General features: G+C 58.7%; 17 protein-coding genes. 6 read left to right on the top strand and 11 right to left on the bottom strand.

What is annotated here, in order from left to right; all coding sequences use genetic code 11:
* Positions 1 to 4 precede the first annotated feature (4 nt).
* A complete protein-coding gene (locus tag EN990_RS21655; RefSeq protein ID WP_127367958.1) occupies positions 5 to 3,511 on the bottom strand; it encodes a helicase-related protein in 3,507 nt (1,168 codons plus the stop codon).
* 252 nt (positions 3,512 to 3,763) lie between these two features.
* Positions 3,764 to 4,339: a hypothetical protein gene (locus tag EN990_RS21650; protein ID WP_127367959.1), complete on the bottom strand. Its 576-nt coding sequence runs from the start codon at positions 4,337 to 4,339 to the stop codon at positions 3,764 to 3,766.
* A gap of 730 nt (positions 4,340 to 5,069) precedes the next feature.
* On the opposite strand from EN990_RS21650, the gene EN990_RS21645 reads away from it, so the two are divergent.
* On the top strand, positions 5,070 to 5,753 hold the full coding sequence (locus tag EN990_RS21645) for an HNH endonuclease signature motif containing protein (RefSeq protein WP_127388385.1): 684 nt from the start codon (positions 5,070 to 5,072) through the stop codon (positions 5,751 to 5,753).
* 42 nt (positions 5,754 to 5,795) lie between these two features.
* Here EN990_RS21645 and EN990_RS21640 read toward each other — a convergent pair whose 3' ends face one another.
* Positions 5,796 to 6,035 (bottom strand): helix-turn-helix transcriptional regulator, encoded by a 240-nt coding sequence (locus EN990_RS21640; protein WP_245460872.1) that lies wholly within the window; start codon positions 6,033 to 6,035, stop codon positions 5,796 to 5,798.
* Between the two features lie 140 nt (positions 6,036 to 6,175).
* On the opposite strand from EN990_RS21640, the gene EN990_RS21635 reads away from it, so the two are divergent.
* Together EN990_RS21635 and EN990_RS21630 are read left to right on the top strand one after the other, a co-directional pair.
* Positions 6,176 to 6,679, top strand: coding sequence for a hypothetical protein (locus tag EN990_RS21635; RefSeq protein ID WP_127367961.1), 504 nt, complete (start codon positions 6,176 to 6,178; stop codon positions 6,677 to 6,679).
* 721 nt (positions 6,680 to 7,400) lie between these two features.
* Complete coding sequence (locus EN990_RS21630) at positions 7,401 to 8,603, top strand: ATP-binding protein (protein ID WP_127367962.1); 1,203 nt, start codon at positions 7,401 to 7,403, stop codon at positions 8,601 to 8,603.
* A gap of 138 nt (positions 8,604 to 8,741) precedes the next feature.
* Here the strand turns inward: EN990_RS21630 and EN990_RS21625 are convergent, their stop codons facing one another.
* The 4 genes from EN990_RS21625 to EN990_RS21610 form a co-directional block, all read right to left on the bottom strand.
* The gene (locus EN990_RS21625; RefSeq protein ID WP_127367963.1) at positions 8,742 to 9,185 is read right to left on the bottom strand and encodes a hypothetical protein; all 444 of its coding nucleotides are present in this window, start codon (positions 9,183 to 9,185) and stop codon (positions 8,742 to 8,744) included.
* Positions 9,186 to 9,196: 11 nt separating this feature from the next.
* On the bottom strand, positions 9,197 to 9,697 hold the full coding sequence (locus tag EN990_RS21620; protein WP_127367964.1) for a hypothetical protein: 501 nt from the start codon (positions 9,695 to 9,697) through the stop codon (positions 9,197 to 9,199).
* Between the two features lie 260 nt (positions 9,698 to 9,957).
* Positions 9,958 to 10,533, bottom strand: a complete 576-nt coding sequence (locus EN990_RS21615) for an ImmA/IrrE family metallo-endopeptidase (protein WP_127367965.1) — start codon at positions 10,531 to 10,533, stop codon at positions 9,958 to 9,960.
* Between the two features lies 1 nt (position 10,534).
* Positions 10,535 to 10,879 carry a helix-turn-helix domain-containing protein gene (locus EN990_RS21610; RefSeq protein ID WP_127367966.1) on the bottom strand — a complete coding sequence of 115 codons (345 nt, stop codon included), beginning with the start codon at positions 10,877 to 10,879 and terminating at the stop codon, positions 10,535 to 10,537.
* Between the two features lie 122 nt (positions 10,880 to 11,001).
* On the opposite strand from EN990_RS21610, the gene EN990_RS21605 reads away from it, so the two are divergent.
* Genes EN990_RS21605 through EN990_RS21595 form a run of 3 tightly spaced genes read left to right on the top strand, consistent with a single transcriptional unit; the run spans position 11,002 to position 12,863 of the window.
* Positions 11,002 to 11,286: a multiubiquitin domain-containing protein gene (locus EN990_RS21605; protein WP_127367967.1), complete on the top strand. Its 285-nt coding sequence runs from the start codon at positions 11,002 to 11,004 to the stop codon at positions 11,284 to 11,286.
* A complete protein-coding gene (locus EN990_RS21600) occupies positions 11,261 to 12,442 on the top strand; it encodes a ThiF family adenylyltransferase (protein WP_127367968.1) in 1,182 nt (393 codons plus the stop codon). The genes EN990_RS21605 and EN990_RS21600 overlap by 26 nt, the downstream gene beginning before the upstream one ends.
* Complete coding sequence (locus EN990_RS21595; RefSeq protein WP_127367969.1) at positions 12,429 to 12,863, top strand: DUF6527 family protein; 435 nt, start codon at positions 12,429 to 12,431, stop codon at positions 12,861 to 12,863. Before EN990_RS21600 ends, EN990_RS21595 begins: the two co-directional genes overlap by 14 nt.
* 889 nt (positions 12,864 to 13,752) lie before the next feature.
* On the opposite strand, the gene EN990_RS21590 is transcribed toward EN990_RS21595, so the two are convergent.
* From EN990_RS21590 to EN990_RS21575, 4 genes are all read right to left on the bottom strand, one after another.
* Positions 13,753 to 16,257 carry a phage/plasmid primase, P4 family gene (locus EN990_RS21590; RefSeq protein WP_164766138.1) on the bottom strand — a complete coding sequence of 835 codons (2,505 nt, stop codon included), beginning with the start codon at positions 16,255 to 16,257 and terminating at the stop codon, positions 13,753 to 13,755.
* A gap of 74 nt (positions 16,258 to 16,331) precedes the next feature.
* A complete protein-coding gene (locus tag EN990_RS21585) occupies positions 16,332 to 16,577 on the bottom strand; it encodes an AlpA family transcriptional regulator (RefSeq protein ID WP_245460873.1) in 246 nt (81 codons plus the stop codon).
* An 86-nt stretch (positions 16,578 to 16,663) separates the two neighbouring features.
* On the bottom strand, positions 16,664 to 17,437 hold the full coding sequence (locus tag EN990_RS21580; RefSeq protein ID WP_127367971.1) for a hypothetical protein: 774 nt from the start codon (positions 17,435 to 17,437) through the stop codon (positions 16,664 to 16,666).
* A 194-nt stretch (positions 17,438 to 17,631) separates the two neighbouring features.
* Positions 17,632 to 18,927 (bottom strand): integrase arm-type DNA-binding domain-containing protein, encoded by a 1,296-nt coding sequence (locus EN990_RS21575; RefSeq protein WP_164766137.1) that lies wholly within the window; start codon positions 18,925 to 18,927, stop codon positions 17,632 to 17,634.
* Positions 18,928 to 19,091 lie beyond the last annotated feature (164 nt).

Raw genomic sequence — 19,091 nt, 5'->3', positions numbered from 1 at the left:
AGCCCTAACTAGGCTTTGTTCCAATCGATATCAGGTCCGCGATGTCGAACACCACCGCCGTTTCGGCAAAACCCAATTCTCTTGTGAAGAATCGGCGAACATAGATGGGCTCATGCACGAAGCCAGAATCGAACTGAACAATCGCAAGAATGAAAGCCTCAGCGACGTTGAGCGACGCCAGGATTTCGTTCTTGGTCAAAATGACGTCACGCCCTTCGGCGTGACGGCCCTTCACCTCGATAAAGCGCAGATGGCCCGCCTGGAGATCGCGGCTTTCAATATCCCAGCCCTTCTTTTCGGCAGATACGTCCCGTGGTTCATGGCCCAGGGCGCGTTCAGCCGCGAACACGGCCTGCATGGCCTTGCGCTCGGATTCAGCCCGCAGGATCGGGTCTTCGGCGAATCCGGTCGACTTGCTGGCCGTGGCTAACGCGACCTTGGCTTTCAGCAGCCCGCCAGGGATCACCAGCGCCGCACCTTTCAGGACCGGCGGCAAAGCGGAAATCTGCCGCTCGCGATCCAACTCCGATTGGCGCCGATGCAGCCGCTCTACCAGGCGTGCGGCCGTCGCCTCTGCGTTTTGAGCGTTGATGCGCTGTTCCTTGCCTGCCCGCTCCTCTTCTCGCAGCCGCGCGGCGCGAGCATCCCAATAGTTGATCTCGCGATTAAGGCGGGCGCGCACCTCGCGCTCGACCTTGTCGATTTCGGCGATCCGGCGCGTCCTTACCTCGTTGAGATGATCGGGAACCAGGGACCGAACGGTATAGCCGAGTGCCTGCGCCTCGACATTATCCGATAGCCAGGGCGCGACGATGGCGTCAGCGACGGATACACTCTCTTCGGGCGTAATCGGGCGATAATCCAGATAGGGCGCGGGTCCGCCGTCGGTCGCCGATCCGTCTTCCTTCAGGAACAGGAACTGAAGCCGCTGCGAAATGGCGCGGGGTTCACCCGACCGGCCGGCCCGTCCATCGCGGATTGCATGTTCGAGATAGACGAGGAGCTTTGGCTCGACGCTTTCGTCTGCATCGTCCACCAGCACGCCGCCCTGGTTGAGGAGTGGTTGGAAACGTTCGAGGATAACGTCGACCAGCGATTCGAGCAGCGGATGACCTGGCGCCACGAGTTCGGCCTGCGGTTGTCCGATGATCAGGGATTTTTCAAAGGTGATGCGCGCGTAACGATCAAGCACCGGATCGGAACGCCCGATCAGCCGGTCGCGTTCCTTCAGGATCGACGGTACACGCAGGATTTCGAATCGGCCTTTTTCGCGTTCGGCAATCCGCCCGCCGAGCATCGTGAAGGCTTCTCGGAAGAACGAGCCGATGAAATGCGGTTGCAGGCGACGGGCTGCCGCGCGCTCCATCTGTTCGCGAATATCGGCGACCGAACTCGGGTTCATGCCTTCGGAGGTTAGTTTGCGTTCGGCGACCAGCTTCTCGATAGCTTCGACATCAACCGCACCATCTACCTTTCGGAAAAGCTCGGCCTTCTTTTCCGGCCGATCACCGTAGCGAATTGCCTCGACGAGGAGATCCCGTAGCGCGTGGCCTTCGAACAGCTCGCCGAGCACGTCATAGACCTTGCCGCCTAGCGCGGCACGGGCCTCTTCAAGCTTCTCAAGCAGGCGGCGATAGACTTCGCCTTCACGCGTGTTTGCTGCGCAGAGATTCCACAGGTGGCAAACTTCAGTCTGGCCTATGCGATGGATGCGGCCGAAACGCTGTTCGAGGCGGTTCGGGTTCCACGGCAGGTCGTAGTTGACCATCAGATGCGCGCCACGCTGAAGGTTCACGCCCTCACCTGCAGCGTCGTTCGCGATCATCACGCGCACACGCGGATCGGAATTAAAGGCGGCAATGGCGCCGCGCCGAGCTTCGCGCGCGATGCCGCCGTGAATGACGACCACAGCCGAAGGATCGCCCATAAGTGCTGCAATCTTCTGTTGCAGATATTCGAGTGTGTCCTTCGGCTCAGTGAAGATCAGCACCTTGCGACGCAGGCCAGTTGCGGCGTCCAGCATCAGCGGCTCGTCGAGAATGGATTCAAGCTCGCGCCATTTGGCATCCTGGCCGGAAAGCTTCAGCCTCAGCGCACGGTCTTCGAGATCTTTCAGAATAAGGATTTCGGCTTCAAGCTCAGCAAGGGTGGCGGCCGCTGTTGCTCGATCGACGATCTGTTCCTCGGCGGCTTCCGCTTCCGCGCCCGGCACCTCATCAATGTCGTCAGGGTCATAGCTGGGCAGAACCGGCGCGTGGGTTAGTGGGGCCGAGTCGGTCTGACGCATAAGTCTTTCTTCATGCAATCGGTCTTGCAGGCGCTTCCGGCGTCGTTCCAGCGAGCGGTGGATCGCGGCCGGCGAAGAGGCAAGGCGGCGCTGAAGGATTTGCAACGCGAAGCCCACATTCGACCGGCGCTTATCGTCGCCTGTCCGATCCGCGCGGTTCATCTCTTCGCGCACGTAGGTCGTGACCGCCTGATAGAGTTTGGCCTCGACAGGGGACAAGGCGAAGCTAGCGGTATAGGCCCGGCGCTCAGGGAAAAGCGGCGTACCGTCGAAGCGATAGAGTTCTTCTTTGGTCAACCGCCTCATCATGTCGGATACGTCGGCTTTGTGAACGCCTTCGCGGAACCGGCCCTCGAACCGGTCTGCGTCGAGCAATCCCATGAAAAGTTGAAAGTCAGCTTCCTTGCCATTGTGCGGAGTCGCGGACATCAGAAGGAAGTTCCGGGTTCGCGTCCCGAGCAGCTTGCCAAGCTTGTGACGCTGAGTTTCCTTAACTTCGCCGCCGAAATACGACGCGGCCATGCGATGGGCTTCGTCGCAGATGATCAGATCCCAATCCCCAGCCGCTCCGAGCTTAGCCTTCAGCTCTTCCGATCGAGCCGCCATATCCAGGCGAACGATGAGGCGATTCTTTTCAGCGAACGGGTTTCCCGTGACGGAGGCTTCGATTTGATCACGCGTTAGGAGATCGAAATGCAGGCCGAATTTTTCGGCCATTTCCTCCTGCCATTGTTCGACAAGGCTTCCAGGCGCGACGATCAGGCAACGTTCAAGGTCGCCTCGAATCAAGAGCTCCTTGATCAGGAGCCCGGCCATAATTGTCTTGCCGGCGCCTGGATCGTCTGCAAGCAGAAAGCGAAGCGGCTGTCGCGGCAGCATTTCGCCGTAGACGGCCGTGATCTGGTGCGGAAGCGCCTCGATCTGTGAAGCACTGACCGCCAGGTAGGGATCGAAAAGGTGGGCAAGCCGAATGCGATATGCTTCGGACGCCAAGCGCAGAAGGGCGCCATCCGCATCAAAGGCGTAAGTACGGCCAGCCATTACGAATTCAAAGCCGGTTTCTTCGCCGCGGTAGACAAGCCGCTCTGCGACTTTGCCATTGACCCGGAAAACCAGATTCACCGCGTCAGGTCCGAATTTGGAAACCGAAACGACCTCCGCGATACCTGCGGCATCGAGGCCTTTGATACGCGCACCAGGCTTGATTCCTTCGAACGTGCTCATGCAACCTCGATGAGAGAACAACGGAGCACGGATCGGGGCAGAGAAAGCCCGCCAGGCGACAGCGACAAAATCAATTGCCAACAGAACGCAATACGAATTTGGAACGCTCCGCCTTGCTTGTCGTAGCGAAGGTTGCTCATAGGCTGCCACCCGTACCACAGCATGACGCAAAATCCATACATCGAGAAATTGCTAGAGCTCTCGCTGTGGCTGTGCGCCAAACTGTGAGCAAGTTCTGTAGGCATGCGATCATCAGAGACCCAGGATCTCGTAGCGATTTGGATGGTTCTTCTTTTCGGCCGATGATCGATCACGATCGACTTGTATAAAGCCGTGTTCGATCAGTACAGAGATCGCACGGCGGATTTTTGCTTCCGGGATTCCTGTGTAAATCCAAATCCTCTCGTACCCGATCATAGCGGCATTGGTCTTTCCGTCCCGAAAGGCGCAGAAGAGCAGGTAGAGCTTCAGTGCGTTCATGTCCGACTCGCGCCGACATGAGAGCTCATGAAGCGCCGACAGCCGATCCGACGGAGCCTGCCTGTAAAGCGTCTTGTTGGGAATCTTACCGTACCGATCCGTTTCTCCATACCCGGTAAGAAAGTAGCGATTCTTCCCACCCCGGCCTTCCCGCTTTACAATAACGATGCCAGCACTCGTCAGTAGCTTAACCGCCGACGAAATCATAGCGCGCGACAAGTCTGTTAGGTCTATCAGTTCGTCATATGACATACATGCAGATCCCTGGGTTTGCGCTGCCTGTGCGGTAGATTTGTTCTCGGCGCGGACAACGATTGCCAGGAGCACCTTCAGCGCTGCGGTGGACACACCCAGGAGGTGTCCCGTCCTGAAAAGCCTGAGACCCGTATCATGAATCCAGGCCGTGGGAAGGCGCGACCACCGGCTCTGAGCTACGGCCTCCATCTCAGCTCGGAATTTTTGTGAGGGCGATGCCGACGACAATGAGTGCCGCCAAGGCAATAATGACGACCGCGGGCAGTGGTTCGATCTTCGCAAGGGCGAATAGTGATTTCCAGAACATGTTTGGTCTCCGTGCGATCAAGGGCTGCTAATGGCAAAAATTTATACGACCAGACCAAGAGTATCTAGATACCGTTTTGGATGAGCATGGCAGTCAAGGCGCAGTAGTTTGTTGTAAATCAACAACTTGGATAAAAATCAGAGAAGTTCATGGGGAAAACTTTTAGTTCACGGTGGGCTGCTATGAGGTGAGGATTTGCGGGCAGCCCACGGTCCAATTCGATCAGATTGGAGATGCCTTTCGCATTGGAACCGGGAGCGCGCGCGGTCGTACCGGCGCTGGGCCGGTCGCTGGGGAGCGCAGTGCGGCAACGCTCTTTCAGCGACTTAGCTCCCGTCCCGGCCAGAAGAAAGGCTTGCGTCCCACGGGTGGGAAAACGGTGTCCTCCCCCGCCTTGGCTGAGTACGTCGACGGCTTGCATGCCGCGGGAATCCCGCGATAGCGTATACTGGCATCCGAAAGCGATGGGAGGGCTGCCGACCGGTGACTGACCTAATTTTCGAACGGAACCACGCTTTGGACGCGATCCGCTTGGCCAAAGCCAACGGACGGGAATGGCTTTATGAGAGCTATCCCAAACCCAACGGGCAGACGCGCAGATCCAGCACGGGATTCCTGATGCACGAGGGCGCGGCTTACCCTGTGAAGCCGCTTGGGCGCCTGGCGAACGAGATCGCCGGGAGCCCTATGACAAACAACCCGATTACCAACGTATTCCGACGATACTTCGAGAACTTGGAGTTCCAGCTGATAGACAGCCCGGAGGACGAGGCGGAGAGCACGGCCGAGCGCCAGCGCCGTCTGGCCGAGGTTTGGGAGCGCCCGGGTCAAGCCAAGTTTCGCCGCGCGGTCTTCGACCTGTTCGGTGCGCGCTGTCTCGTGACCGGGTGCGAGACACTGATGGCCTTGGAGGCTGCCCACGTTCTGCCCGTGTCCTGCGGCGGCTGCGACGAAGGATGGAACGGCATCCCGTTGCGCGCCGACCTGCACCGGCTATTCGACGCCGGCGTCATCATGCTGGAGCCCAGCACTTGGAAGCTGGTCGTCATGGAACCCGTACGTAAGGAATACGGCCGGTATCACGGCCTAGACCTTGGGCCGCTCTTCGCCAAGATTCATGATGCATTTAAGCTGGCGGCGGCGCTGCGGAAACGGCTTAATCTAACTACCGAAATGCAAGCCGATCAGACGTCCACGTAGCCGGCCGTCCGGAACCCAATCGGGGTACTAATTGACGCGCGCTCAGCGACTTTCAGATTCCGCTACCCGTATGATCTCAAGAGGGTCAGCACCGATCGCCCTCGCAACGGTGACGAACTCGGCCACGTCCAGGCGCCGCTCTCCCAGCTCGAACTTCGAGACAAATGTCTGCCGCTGCCCGAGGCGCCTACCCAGTTCGACCTGGGTGATGCCAGCATCCTTGCGCACTTCAACGAGAAGCACGATCATCTTGCGGTAGAGATCGGAACGAAGTGAGGACAAGGGCAGCGCCAGTGCTGAGACTGGCTGTTCAATAAAACCCTAAATCGGTGTACCCCAAATTAGGGTATTGTGACAGAGTTGTCTGGGGGCGAGCTCGTCGGCATCAGCTATCGACCGCTCGGCCTGGGAGGGTCATATCAATGCGATTCGCCTATTTGGCGGCACTTGGATGCTGCCTCATCTCGTTTATATCAATATCAGCCGAAGCAAACGACACTATCGGCAGTTTCAGGTTCATAGAAAAGAAGGACGGCGTCACCGACGAAGACCGGAGTCTTATCGTCACTTACAGTCCTGGCGAAGATACCAGGCTGAGTTGGCGCTGCAGAGGTCCGGACTTAGAGGCTTTGACCGACATCGGGCAATATATGGTTGGCGATAACTATGACGTCAGCGTGCGGTATCGGGTCGATAAATCACTGCCTTCGCCCCTCCAGAGCTGGGCGCTTTCTTCGGAGAACGACGCTGCCTTCGTTCCTGATTCAGAAGTGCCAGAATTTACCCGACAGGCCATATCCGGAAAGACCATTGTGATTGGCGTCACAGATTTATTTGACGGTGCTGAGGTCCAGCACGAATTTGACCTTTCTGGGCTGGGAGCAGCGATTAAGATGCTGCCTTGTTTCAGAGGCTTTGCCCAGTAGGGCTTTAAGAGGCTCGCCCCATCCCTTTCAGGTTCTTAGCCGGGCAAAAGGGCTCGAATTGAAAACGAAAGCCAGGCGAGGTGGCTCAAGAGTAGTGCCCGAAAACGGCTTCTATCGTTCCGAGCGCTGTCTTTGTTTGGTCCATCGACGGCGGCCTTGCCGCAGTGAATCCTATTTGACCCGGCAAGTTCGTAGTCTTTGAGACAACGAGATACGTGATGTCCGGCCGACCTGCTGACGTTTCTTCGCGAGATATTTCGTCCAGGATTGGCTTCCATGGGCCCTGGGCTGGGATACCTAGTGCCGAGCCCAACTCGCTGTAGAAGATCGTCCGACGTTGCTTGGCGCGGTCGCGGAGCACCCCAACAATCGCATCCTTGTGCGCACGATACGGTACCATCGTTCCCTCCACCTGCTCACGTTCCCACACTTGCACAACGTGCCTACAGGTTCAAACTGATCCAGCGCAGCCGCTCGGGGCAGTTGATAGGCTGGCATACTCCTGTAAGGGTTAGGGTGCCGGGACGCAAAGCCTGTTGATGCGGGCGTCTTGCCGGCGCTGGTCCGGTGTTCGGGGAGCGTCGGGGGAGCAGCAGCGCTTTTTCAGCGGCCGTGGCCCTCCGGTCAAAGAGCCTGGGAGGGTCAGCGCGAACTCGTGCCAGACAGATCTTGCCTCTAACGTGCGCGCATTGAGCCGATTCGGCGATCGGCCGATACCGGCATGATCGCGCCAAAGCACATGGTGGTGGCGGCCACTTATCTGTGCGACGAAAGTGTCGCCGACGGGAGCTACGCTTCAAGGATCCACGAGATGTTGCCGGAAAAACTGTCCGATCTGATTGCCTATGACGCCGGAACGCTGAGAGTGACCAGCCGCGAAAGTAAACGGCTCGAATTTAAGCAGGCGTTCGTTCGTGCCAACCTTCCAGCCTATGAGCGCACGATCGCTGCGTTCGCCAACACCCAGGGCGGCTTTCTCGTCTTTGGCGTCGACAACAATCCCCGCGTCATAGTCGGCACGCCGCCGGCGGACATCGCCGACGAGGCAGACATCTCCACGCTGCTGCGCCAAGACTTCGCGCCAGAACTGCCGTTCGAGAGCAAGGTTTATGAGGTGGACGGCAAAACCGTGTTCGCTATGGCCGTCGAGCCGGCGCTTGACCGGCCGGTGATCTGCACCAAGACACGCAATCGGAGCTTCACGGATCCAACCGGCAAGAAGGTAACCGAGCCAGTAATCATCGAGGCCACTATCTACTACCGCTATACGGCTCGTACCTCGGCCATCGGCTACCCGGAACTCAAGGCATTACTCGATGCGCGCGAAGAGCGGCGCATGACGATGCTGCTGGAGACCATCGAAGCCGTCGAGCGAGTCGGCGTGGAACGCGCTGGAGTTGTAGACATCACCACGTTCGGCGATGCCAACAAGTCTACCAACCTGTACGTGTCGCACGAGACTGCGCGCTCCATGAACTTCATTGAGGAGGGACGCTTTACTGAGAAGGAGGAAGAAGGATCGCCAGCTTACATGGTGGTCGGAAAGGTGTCGCTAGGCGAAGTTGTCCGGGCGCCCCTTGCCGAAGCTGACAAGAACCTTCCCTCAGAAGCAGCAGCGGCGTTGGCAGACGTCGTGCACCAGGTGTGCGGCAACGAAGTTGCACTGAACCAGAGCGGGGTCTTGCCGCTGCTAAAGGCGTTCAACCTGATGGAACTGCCATACCATGAGTACGACGCGAAGGTGAAACGTCGCTACATCACTCAAGAGGGAATAGCCGCGCTGCAGGACGCTATCCGCGCAGAGCCACTTAGAGCATTGCAGAGCTTCGCCTCCAAGAAAACGATCGAGGGTTATCTGGCCACGCAAGCGGCAGCCGTCCTGCCCGAATTACAAGCGGCACCAGCCGTTAACGCCGCTCCATGACGCTTCGTTGTCGCATCCTCGATGGCCAGACAGATCTGTCATTTCCAGGCGCGCGCGGCCGAGAATCCGTAAAGATCATGATGAAGAACAAGTGCTCGGACTCGTCGCCATGGCGCTTTGCAATCCATCGCGTGTCAACTACCTAACCCGTGGCCTCCATGTCGCGGCAGTCTTCGCCACGGAACCCGGCGGCATGTCGTTGCGATCGACGAGTTCATAGCCGAGATGGCGCATCACTTGACCAACTATGGAGCCGGCGTCGACGGTCCCAAGGTCATGCGGGTGATAGAGAGGTCCAAGGTCAGCGACGATCAACGGTTCGACGCCTGCCAAGGCCGGTAGACCTGCCTCTGTTGCTTCCAACATGAGTCTCTTGCCCTGACTGGACCATGCGATCTCTTCCATACGGAGGTGAACCGGGTCAGAGAAGGTGATGCCGCCGGAACGAAGCGGCAGGCCGGACGCGTTGATCAGGTCTATAATTTCTTGACCGCCTTGTTCGAGGCGCTTCCTGGCATTTTCGTAGAGCGTTGCCCGCCGTTCCGGCGACATTGCCTTCAGCTTGTCCATCGTCATCTGCATGACCTTCTCCCTTACTGACCGCTGTGACGCAACAGAGTGTAGCTTTGGATTGGTTCGCCGCGCACCTGTGCGCGCACCGGCTGATTGTTCGCGTCGACCTTGGGCTCGGCGCCGATCGCGTTCTTGATGTACCAGCCGAGATACATATTCAGCGGCGTCTTGCCCGGTAGTTTGACCGCGTAAGCATCGCCGCCGATCGCGCGCTCGTACTGAGCTTTCAGCTCGGGCTTTTCCATGGCGGCCTGGAACACAGTCAGCACGAAGTGCTCGTCGAAGCGGCCCGTGGCAAAAAGCACCTTTGAGAGCTCAACGAACTTGTCGATGGTCTTGTACTGGGCCTTCAGCATCGTGCTGGTGGCCTTGTCCATCCACTCGGTGTCGATCGCGAGCTTATGGATGGCGCGCTGGATCAGAGCGCTGGCCTCGATGCCCTGGGCGCGAGCCTCTTCGCGAATGGCAGCCATCGCCTCCTTGTTTACGTTCACCGTGAACTTTTCGGTTTCCATAGTCATCGTCGCCTCCCTTATGTTGTCTGTTGCGCAATCATTCAACGTATAGGAGGGATACATTGCACATTGCTCTCTGTCAATGCATGACAGGCATACATTGGATAACTTTTCCAGTGTACGATCCCTCGGCGGTTGAACCCGGCTGAGTCCCCGCCCCGGTCAAAAAAGCTGGCTCGCCGTTCCTTGCAGGGGTCCCTCCCGCGGCAATCGCGACGCGATGGAGGTCAGTCCGCCGACCCGACAGGCGGCGAGGTCACGCCAGCCTAAGAAATGGCGCCGGCGCGATTGCGGCTGCCCGCACCGACCCGGCGCGCATGGATGGTGTGGGCGCCGCTGACGCGCAATCGATAGTCGAGCATTGGTTGGCTGACGCCGTACAGCTGCTTGGCAACCGATACCAGCCCTTGGCTGACGATATTGAGCGCTGCCTCATTTGAGATGAGTAGACAGCCGCCAAGGAAGTTGGCTTCCGCCTCGATTCCACCATCGCGGGAGCGTTCGCCCTTTGCTGTCAGCGGCGGCGTGCATTTATGTCCGAGGAAGCAATGCGCCAGTTCGTGGCAGATGTTGCTGCGCTGTCGGTGCGGATGGTGCGAATCGTTGTGGACGATCGCAGTGGTCGCACCGCGCGGCACGGTCACGGCAGAAAATGCGGACTGATCCCTGCCGAGAAATGCTTTGGCGTCGCAGTCGAGTTCGCTGAGCTTCAGCAAGACAATGTCGAACTCGGCGCAGATCGCGATGGGATCGATTCGATCGATCGGCCCAAGCCCCATCTTATCGCGCACTTTAAGCGCGATGCGGTTTGCCTCAGCCTTGAAGCCATGCCGAAATGCCAAGTTAGCTCTCCTTCAACCTGTTGTAGGTGCTGAGAACAATCTCCTCCATCAGCTTGGCGTTTGTCGGCGTGAGGTTGGGGTCGGCGCGTAAAAGCGCGGTGATTTTGGCTAGTGCCGGTGCCTCGCCTGCTGTCGTTCCAGGAATAAACGATTCGGCCTTGAGCTTCGACCATTTCAGAAGGGCAGCCAGCCCGTTTACATCGGGTTTTGCGCCCTGGCCCATCCGAGATAGTGTGGAGGCGGCAACTCCAGTCGCCTCCGCGACATCTTTCCAAGTCATTTGCTTGATCAGGCGAGTCGCGTTCAGTGCTGCGAAGAATGATTCCGTATCAAAGTTGTCTGTCACGTCGTCTCCGTTGCAAAAAAGGAATCGATTGCGATCTTGCAATTATCCCGAATCTCCATACTGGTATCAAATCGATTGCGATTTCGCAATTGATTGCTCGAACCCGCATCAAGGAGAAAGCCATGGACGTCGCCGACGCCGCACAAAATGCCCCGCACGGGAAAGAGAAGACGGTCACGATCATCGTGAACGGACGTGCGAAAACTTTGCCCAAGAAGGAGGAGATCTCCTTCGACGAGGTGGTTGACATCGCCTTTCCCGGCCATCCTACCGGCGATGGTATCCAGTACACGGTCCAGTACACCCGCGGACAAGGAAACAAGCCGGCGGGCACGTTAGTCGAAGGCCAGTCGGTGAAAACCAAGGACGGGATGGAGTTCGATGTCACGTCGACCAATCGCTCTTAGTCGTGATTTGCTCCGTCTGCAAAATGAGGGCTATGACATCGACATTCGGGACGGTTTCCTGCTTGTCAGGAACGTCCCCTTTGTCACTTCCACATGCAGCATAGAACGCGCGACACTGATCTCGCCGCTGTCGCTGTTAGGGGATGTCACCGCGAAGCCCCGCAAGCATGTCTGCTACTGGACTGGAGCACACCCGTGCCATGCAGACGGCGCCAAAATCAGGTCGATCGAAAATGGAGCCGGGCCGCAGGACCTGGCCCCTGGCCTGCATGCGGCCTTTACCTTCTCCGCCAAGGCCGACTACCGCGACTACCACCACAAGATGACGACATACATAGGGCGCATCGCCGGCGAGGCAGCAAAGCTCGATCCGACCGCCACAGCCCGGATTTTTTCAGCTATCGCAGCCGAGGCCGAGGAGTCAGTGTTCCAGTATGTCGACACGGCAACGAGCCGCGCCGGCATTGGCGCGATTAACTCGAAGGTTGCCGGACAAAAGATCGGCTTTGCGGGCCTCGGCGGCACAGGCAGCTATATTCTTGATCTCGTCGCAAAGAGCTCGGTCGCCGAAATCCATCTCTTCGATGGAGACGTGTTTTCCCAGCACAACGCATTCCGCGCACCAGGAGCTGCCAGTCTGGACGAACTGAAGGATGGCATGCTGAAAGTCGACCGGTTTGCTGGTATTTATTCGCGCTTGCACCGCGGAATCAAACCGCACGCATTTTTTCTCGATGAGACGAACGTCGGGGCGCTGGCCGGCCTCGATTTTGTTTTCGTCTGCATGGATGTCGGTCACGCCAAACGCGCAGTCATTGACTATCTGGTGGCCAATGGCATCTCGTTCGTCGACGCCGGCATGGGCGTGACAGTCGACGATGGGCGCCTTGGGGGCATTGTACGTGTCACTGTCAGCACGCCCGAAACACGCGGCCTTGCCGCACCGCATATTTCCTATGCCGACGACGCCGGCGGCGCCAATGAATATACCAGCAACATCCAGGTCGCCGAGCTAAACGCGCTGAACGCCGCCTTGGCGGTCATGCAATGGAAGAAGCTGGCGACGATTTATCGGGATAGCCGGCAGTCGGTCTACCTCGGATACTCCATCGCAAGCGGCGAAATCATCACCGAGGGACTTGATGGCGCCGGTTGATCGTCTTCAGCCAAGGTTCGTCGAATACATCCCCGACGATGTCGAGGCGGGCGTACTGTACGTCTCGCGACGTTTTTCCACGGCCACCCATCTTTGCTGTTGCGGCTGCGGTCTTGAAGTGGTGACGCCGCTGAACCCCGCCAAATGGGGCGTAGTCGAACGAAATGGCAGGGTCTCGCTGACCCCTTCCGTTGGCAACTGGAGTTTTCCTTGCCGGTCGCATTACATCGTTTCGGACAACCGTGTTCTATGGGCAAGGTCGATGTCACCTGAGGCCATTGCCGCTGTGCAAAGGCGGGATGTCGAAGATGCTGTGCGCCTTGCACCACCGAGGCCCAGTTGGGTTCGTCGACTGCTGGCCGGCGCTCTGGTTGCCTGGACGTCGACGATTGCTGCAATCCAGCGGCCGTGGCGCAAATAGCTTCGGCTTCTGGCGCTCGCTTCTGAAAGATCTGCCATCGACGCGCGCATGGGCGAGGCGCTTTTTGCATTCGCGTCGGACCCTCATAGTCCGCAGACCTAACGCTGGCGGCCCATCCCGGTCTAGATACGGTCCGCCGCTGTCATGACAATCGCGCGGAAGAGTGGTCCGCCATGTAGCCAGGAAGAAGGCCGGTCTGGAACCAGGCCGGCCTTGGCATATGCGGACCGTCGACCGAGAGAGTTTTGACTAAACGTCAAAGTCAGCGGTATGCGTACTCCTCGCAGCCTTCTGCGAAAGGGCGAGGATATGATGGACTGCCATCGGGTCTAGCATCGATTGGACCCAGGAGCGAAACGTGTGGATGCCGAATATTGTCCACTCCGTTGGGTCATCAGCGACGACGACGACGGTGTAGCTTCGTCCATCTGCAGTGACTTGGAACCCTGAGAAGCCGTCTCCTCCGAGGGAATTTCGCGATCGGAGAGGGGTACGCTGTCGGATCGCCTGTGATACGTGCCGGACGCGCAGGGTAGGGTAGCGCTCATAGAACTGCTCCCACTCTTCACGTTTGTCGGTTTCACCGAGTGCAAGACGGAGATCTGTATTCCGAGAAAGTTTGTCGTTCATTTTTGCTCCTTGCGGTGCCCGGACGACCATCCGCCGGGGCTGGGCGCGGTTGTGACACGCGGCCATGGAGCTGGCACATGCGCCAAGGTGGGACCGCTCGACGAGGTTAGCGCGACCAGCAGTCAGCGGGACGGAGAGCACAGACAGGGGGAGATCATGCGCTTTATGCGGACGCCCTGCTTTGTAACAGAAAGACACAGCCAACCTGCCCCCCCTCTTTTGGGAAAGCAGGACATGCGCATAATCCGCATGACGTCTCTCAGAACGGTGGGGCGTCAACGACCGACCGAGCACTCCGCACGGCGGCCCGGGCATCGGCGGTCAGCCTCAGCCCGATGAACCCGCGTTTTCCGCCGGTGTCGTCATGCCGCTCGCCGCGATCCTTCAAGCTTGAGCTGAACTTCTTCTTAGAAAAGGCGCGTTCATTGGCTGCCCGACACCAGATCATGTAGCTCTCGAAGAGGTCCGCAACGGGTTCCTTGTGGGTCAAATCACGATCGCAACACTCGCTGATCCATCGGCCCAGTAGATCTTCATCCTGCAGATACTCCTGTGTGGCAGCCTTGACCCGGGCAGGTCGCTCCAGTCCGTCTGCGCGCCACTTACTGTACCCATCAATCATCCAGCGCAGGATGGCCGGCGCCTCCTCGCGCAGCTTTCCTTCCAGATTCCGGTCGACGTTCTTCTCGGAAATGGTGACCGTAAACGGCAGCAGATGGATACGTCGCCGAATCGCCTCGTCTACTGTGGTAAAACCGGGCCGATGGTTTCCGGCAATGAATAGCTTGAACTGCGGGAGATACTCAAAGAAGTCCTGCCGCATAAAGCGAGCCTTGATCGGATCGCCACCGGTCATCTGCTTGATCCTGGCCTCAGCCCATCGCCGACCGTCCTCGGTCTCCTGCACCGTGACGAGCCGCGCTCCGCGAAGATCAGCCAATTCGGTCGGGTGCTGCGGCTGGCTGTTGGCGGTCAACGTGTCCGTCGCCGTGGATGTACCGTAGTCACCCAGGATGAATCGGACCGTGTTTACGAACACCGACTTGCCATTGCGACCTGTGCCCCACGCAAAGAACAATGCATGCTCCGACGTTTCGCCGGAGAGGAAGTAGCCGCACATCCGCTGAAGATAGTCGACGTATTCCTGATCGCCGTCAGTCACTTCCGACAGAAAGCGGAGAAAACGTTCGGGCGCAATCCCTTCACCTGCGGGGCCAACGCGGGCCATCTTCGTGCAATGCGCACTGGGATCGTGCGAAAGCACTTTTCCCGTATCGAGGTCGACGATGCCGTCCGGCGTGTTCAACACCCTCAGGTCTCCGTCCCAGATCTCTGCCGGCACCGCCAGGCGCCGGTCGGAGCGCGCGAGGCGCTCAACGGCAGCGCTGGTACTCGCCAAGCAGAGCCTGTAAGCTTCAGAAGCTTTGTCAACTCGGCGGGCAGCGTCGCGCGCCAGGTGGCGAACCCGGTCGTGAACGTCAAGGGTCTTGTCTTTTGCCCACCGATGGCCATCCCAAACGAGCCACTGATCCCATTCCGGAACGTAGCGCATGGAGCTGCAGTGCGCCTCGGCAAAAGTCAGCGCCAGGTGCTCTTGGCTGAATGCCGGCGCGCCGTCGACACCGGCAACGCGAGGCGCCGGCTCATTATTCAGGATCGCCTCTGCGAGCGCCCGCTGCGCCGCACGAAACTTGTCGTTCTGGCGGCTGGCATGACCTCCGATCGCCCAGTGGGCGTTCACCAGAAAGGAGAGTGCGAGCTCCAATGGGGCGCCGCTTCGGACACACTCTCCCGCAAAGGCAAGAGAAGCCTCGCTCTCAGTATATCCCGCCTCGTCAAGCGGAACCCTGATCGCCTGACCGTCGCCGCTTAGCCTAACGTCCTTCGGTCCTCGTACACCCAGCCGCGCCTGCATCCGGGCCAAATCTGTCGGAAGATTCGCCAAGTCAGGTACCGAATCCAAATCTCCAGGTGTCAGGTGAGACAACGCGTGCAGGAGATCACGCTGCATCGGGCTTGGGTCCGCCCCGCTGACCTTGTCTGCGAAGTTCGGATGGAACGGCTTGTCGTCTCGTGCCGGTGACGACACCGGCACGACTGTTACAACCGAAAAGGCAGCGAAGTGCTCGAGCGAATAAGTGCGGTCCGAACTGGCTGAAATGATAGCCGCAGTCCGGCCGGTCTTGTGGTTGATGCAGCCCGGAAGGCGCATCATCCGATTCGCGTTTGCAACACCGTCAACTTTTACCAACATTGGCGAGGTCGCTTTGCGTAGCCAAGCGATCAGGGCCTCATTTGCGGATTTCGCTTTCTGCATGTCGCCTGTGGGTTCGACCAAATCCCAGTGCGCCTGAATACCGCGACCGCTGTCCACAATCATCGTGGGCTGTAATGGCATGCTCCCTATTACTTCCAGCGCATGCTTGCGGGCGGTATCATGATCCTCGCCTGCAGGGTCAAGATCAACCTGAAGCCGGGTACGCAGCGCGATCTCAGCTTCCTTTGGTGGGTTTCCATTCCGGGGTGCCCACCCTTCGGGCGGCGCATTGTTGATGACGTAGATATGATCGCCTTCCAGGTTGCTCGCCTGAGCCCATGCTACGGCCTGGTCAATGTCTCTGAAGACGCGGCAGTATGTTGATCGCTGATTTGAGCTGGCGCGTTTGTCAATTCTTACCAAGGCCAGAGGCAGTCGACTTGTCAGGAACGCATGCAAACTGTTGTCGTCCATGCCGTCGCCTTTTTCCGGCGTCATCTCGGGCATGATGGCTTGCTGCCCATCTACCCCTTCGGCCGCTCCAGACGGCACCTCGAGGTGCACAACCTTCGACCCGAGATTCATTGAGTGCCTTTGGCGGCACGAGCCGCGCGCAGCTTGCGCTCGTGTACCCCCTCAAAAGAGTCGCGCGCGTCCAATCGCAAAGCCATCCACTGCTCGATCTCCCGTTCAAGGAAAGCAATTTTATGTGGCCCAAGGGGTACTGGCCTCGGAAACGAGCCTGCCGCGATTTTGCGATAAATGTGCGTTTTGGAGAACGAGATCCGGTCAATGACCTCGTCCATGCTGATAAAGCGATCTGCCACTCTTCACCTCCAGTAACCAGTGACCGGAGGAATGCGTGATGAATGTGCTCAGGGCAAAAGCGCTAACCCGGCGAGGGGTGCAAAGTTTAGCGCGGCCGCATGGCGTTCGAGCATTGGTCGACAGTGTATCCGGGGTCGATGAGCCGGGCCACCTCATACACCATCATGAGAGCCGGTGCCGATGCCCTTTTCTTCACAGTCGACCTCGTTTTCCGTGATGCCTTCAATTTCTTTGCCAGCCTCACGCCATTGTTGACTATCGACCCGTCTTCGTCCGATTGATCGCTCCAGGGTATATCAGTCTCACTTCGGACGTAGTCGAATAGCACGCCGACTAATGCCTTTAGACCGCTGGTCTTGACGCGAACCTCCTTGCCCGCGTCATCCTTCATCGGAGTGCGAAGAGACCTGTCCGTGGTCGTGGGGATAAGGTGCTCGTCCGCTCTCAGGCCAGCTACGGCTCTCTTAAGCAAGCCGCGCAGGTCACGATTGCTGTCTGGTTCCTCATACGACCTGTCGAGATCGAGGTCTATCATTGCCAGATTGACCGACGAATTCTCCAAGGCATGCAAAGCTGATTCCAGCGCCTTTAGCAGCTTTCGATTTGCCGTCCTTTGGCGTGGAGCCGCAGCCTCGATCCCCAGGGCATCTCTGTGCGCTTGTTCGGCTCGCTTCATTGCTTCGAACAGGCTGCTCTCTTTGCCGATTAAGGGCGTATCTCTCTTCGGGTCGCCCGTCGGATTAACGCGCCGAACGCGGCGTGCAACCTCCATCGCGTCCTGAGATGAAATGGTAGTGGTTTCTCCCTCAGATGGTGCACGACATGGATTCTCCCCAACCTCAGCGATTTTCTCTGTCAAGTCGGATGCTCCGGTCGCCAAGGACGTTCGGCCATCCCTTTGTCGGACGATCGATGCTGGCTGTGAAACGCATCTAATAAGCTTTCACGGACATGCAAGGCCGGTGATGCTTTGGCCGTTTACATGTTGAAGCCTGCCGATCTGCTCGCCGCTCCAGCCATCACCGTGGCCACGCCGCCGGCTGCTTTTCCGCTCTAGGCCGCAGTCGATAGCCGCCCTTGGCTACCACGCACAACCACGGTCAGCACGTGTTCAGCATACGCCTGCAGCGCCCGCCGCTTCTCCTCCAGGTAGTCGTGCTTGTTGTAGGTCTTCTGCAACCCCGGCTTGGCATGGCCGAGCACGGCGTCGCGAACTTCCTGGTTGAAGCCCAGATGCGCTAGTCGGGTTTCGCAGGTCACCCGGAAATCGTGGATGCGGTAGTGTTGGAGGATGGCTTCCGGCTTGCCCAGTTCCTTCCGCAGATATTCCTGGGCCAGGTCGTCCAGCGCACGCTTGCCCTGGGAGAAGCCGGCAACTGGAACACGACCATGCCGCGACGAGAAAACAAAGTAGTCGTTGGCGCCGGTCCAAACTGGCAGCCGCTCGAACAAAGCCCAGAGCGGTGCCGACATCGGCACGATGTGCTCGCGACGGCTCTTGAAGCGCTCCTTGCCAAGGTCCAGCCACCGATTGTCTGCATCGATCTCGGAACGCTTGCAAAAGGCCCACTCCGCCCGGCGCTGGCCTGTAAGCATAAGCGTCTGATAGAGCGAGCCAAACGGATAACGCAAATCGTCCGCAGCCATCCAGATCGAGCGGATTTCGATGTCGCTAAGCGCGCGTCCGGCCTCCGTGTTTCGCGCCAGATCGTTTCGCTTCATACCGCTAAGTGGGTTGTTGGCGATGAGCTCGCGGTCGGCCGCCCAGTTGAAGATGCGTGACATCTGCTTGCGGACCTCACGCGCCGTTCCAATCCGGCCGCTTGCAACAATGTTGTCGATGATTTCGTGCACGTCGGATCGCCGGATATCCGCAATCGGTGTGTCACCCAAATGCGGCACAACGTGCAGGCGCAACACCCGCTCGACGTTTGGCCAGCTCGATATGGTCCTTGCTGCGTCCTGCCTTATATGTCGCTCCAATACCGCCGAGAATGTATTTGCCCGCCGCTCTCGCACGCTAGAGGCCAGCTCGGCTCTCGGGTCTGCGCCGGCGCCGGCCTTGCCTAAGATTGCCCGGGCACGCTCTCTGGCGTCTGCCAGACTGACCACCGGCCATCTTCCAAGCGTGATTCGATGCTGTTTGCCGGCTAAATGGCGGCCGGATTCGGTCTGGCCGCCCTCGCCGAGGACCCGGTAGATCACCGAGAAGGATTTCGCCCCTTGATCGGAGACCCGTAGGATTAAACCGGGGCACAAGTCGTCACCGACCTCTAGCCGACCGGTCTTAGGCGGTGTCATGCGTTCAAGGAACTGGTTCGTAAGGCGCTTCTTGCTGGTCGTGGCCATTTGCTCCCCCGGGTATCCGGGTCCTCTTCGTTGATCGTTCGCCGGGTTTCCGAGGGGAGCCGCAGGGCGCGGTTTTCGACGGAACTCGACGGAACTGATCGTTCCGCTCCCCGCGCCCATAGACAATCGTTTTCTGGATGAAGGAGTTACTTGGCGTGACGAAA

The sequence above is a fragment of the Mesorhizobium sp. M7A.F.Ca.US.005.03.1.1 genome (assembly GCF_003997975.1).
Lineage (GTDB): Bacteria > Pseudomonadota > Alphaproteobacteria > Rhizobiales > Rhizobiaceae > Mesorhizobium > Mesorhizobium ciceri.
This window is presented reverse-complemented; position numbering and strand designations above follow the sequence as displayed.